This is a genomic window from Mesorhizobium sp. M7A.F.Ca.US.014.04.1.1 (genome assembly GCF_003998745.1).
GTDB classification, from domain to species: Bacteria; Pseudomonadota; Alphaproteobacteria; order Rhizobiales; family Rhizobiaceae; genus Mesorhizobium; species Mesorhizobium ciceri.
Map to the genome: position 1 here is coordinate 1 of NZ_RZRW01000898.1, position 1,642 is coordinate 1,642.

1 protein-coding gene is annotated in these 1,642 nt (G+C 58.5%); it reads left to right on the forward strand.

Going from position 1 to position 1,642, the window contains the following annotated elements:
* Positions 1 to 609: 609 nt before the first annotated feature.
* Positions 610 to 1,575 (forward strand): alpha/beta hydrolase, encoded by a 966-nt coding sequence (locus tag EOA22_RS32860; protein WP_063170649.1) that lies wholly within the window; start codon positions 610 to 612, stop codon positions 1,573 to 1,575.
* The last annotated feature ends 67 nt before the right edge of the window (positions 1,576 to 1,642 follow it).

The window sequence follows — 1,642 nt, forward strand, 5'->3', positions numbered from 1 at the left end:
CGCGGCGGGTTGCACCGAGGGTGAAAAGTCCATCCATACTCATCGTGTCCATCCTTGGTGAGCGGCTTCTCGGGTCGGCTCACCATCACGATCACCGGGTCGACCTGCACCGTCGCTTTCGGGGGGAGGAGCGGGCGAAGGAGCGGCGACGCCCGATGATCGTGATGGCTTGCGAGGGAGAAGATGCGCCGATCCGCCCCGCGAACCTATTCTACGCAGGCATCTGTCGTACGATGCCAAGGTGCAGGGTAGGTACGCCGAGGTGCTGGAACTGTCGCTGAGATGGGGCAAATGATGCGATGACGTTGGTTCGTGCGCGACGTGCCGCGTGTGGCTGTCACAAACACGACCTATCAAGCCGTATGAGGATTCTTCTCAAAACGAGGAGCGGCTGATCGCGAGCAAGTCACCGCCCGAACGGACCGCGATAGGTTTCGCCTACGTGGTCCTCATGTTGAGTAATCAACTCACCGCCGGCCAGAGCGCAATATGCTTAGGTGTACAACGCGTTATTATAACGACAAAGGCTTTAAAGCTTTCGCCTTATAGAAATTGCACGGCATTTGCCGCTCTTGGAGCACTTTGGACCTCACAACCCCGGAGTGCTTTATGCGCCTTAGCTTTCTTTCTGGTTTCCTCATTGCGGTTCTTGCTGCCGGGCCATCGACTTCTGCCAGCGCAGCGCACTCCGGCGTGCCGCTCGGGCAATCGACCGACCTGTCGGCACGTATCGTCGACGGCAAGGCCGACGTTAACGGTGTGGCCTATCACTATTTGCTGGCAGCAGGCGGCCCGAAAACCGTGGTGTTGTTGCATGGTTGGGGCACGACCTCATACATGTGGCGCTTTGTAATGCCGCAACTGGTGGCGCGCGGTTACACGGTACTTGCGCCCGATTTGCGCGGTTTGGGGGACACCGCCAAGCCTGCGGCCGGCTACGAAAAGGCGGCGATTGCCGAGGATATTCGAGCACTTGTCAATCAGCTGAACCTTGGTCCGGTCGTCAATCTCGTCGGTCACGATATGGGTGGCATGGTCGCTTATTCCTATGCGGCGCAGCACCCGGGGGAAGTCACCACACTGGCAATCGTTGACGTCCCGCTGCCAGGCATCGAACCGTGGAACGAATTGATCCAAGGCCCTCGCACTTGGCATTTTCGCTTCCACTCCGTACGCGACGTGCCGGAAATGCTCATTGCCGGTCGCGAGCTTGAGTATTTAAAGTGGTTTCACAATGCAGAGGGGGTAAATACTCGCGCGTTCGACACCGAAGCCGACGAAGTCTACGGCCGTTCTTATGCCCAGCCTGGCGCATTGCGCGCAGGCTTCGAGTACTACCGGGCTTTCCCGCGTGACGAAGAACAGAACAAAGCCTTTGCAAAACACAAGCTGACGATGCCGGTACTCGGTATAAGCGGTTCGGGTGGCCTGGCATCGATGTACGAAGGCCATCTCCGCCACGTCGCCGAAAACGTACGGGCCGTAGTAGTCGAAGGCTCAGGCCATTGGGTTCCGGAGGAGCAGCCGGCCGCCGTCACAAGGGCCCTGATCGAATTCCTGCCACCAGCATACTAAGCTTCGCGGCTGGCTGAAGCACAACATTAGCGATAGTCGCCGTGATGGAGATACGCCACTCCAAAGC

Bases quoted from the DNA above. Each gene is read 5' to 3' on its own strand.
- EOA22_RS32860 (WP_063170649.1), top strand. From the start codon at position 610: ATGCGCCTTAGCTTTCTTTCTGGTTTCCTCATTGCGGTTCTTGCTGCC.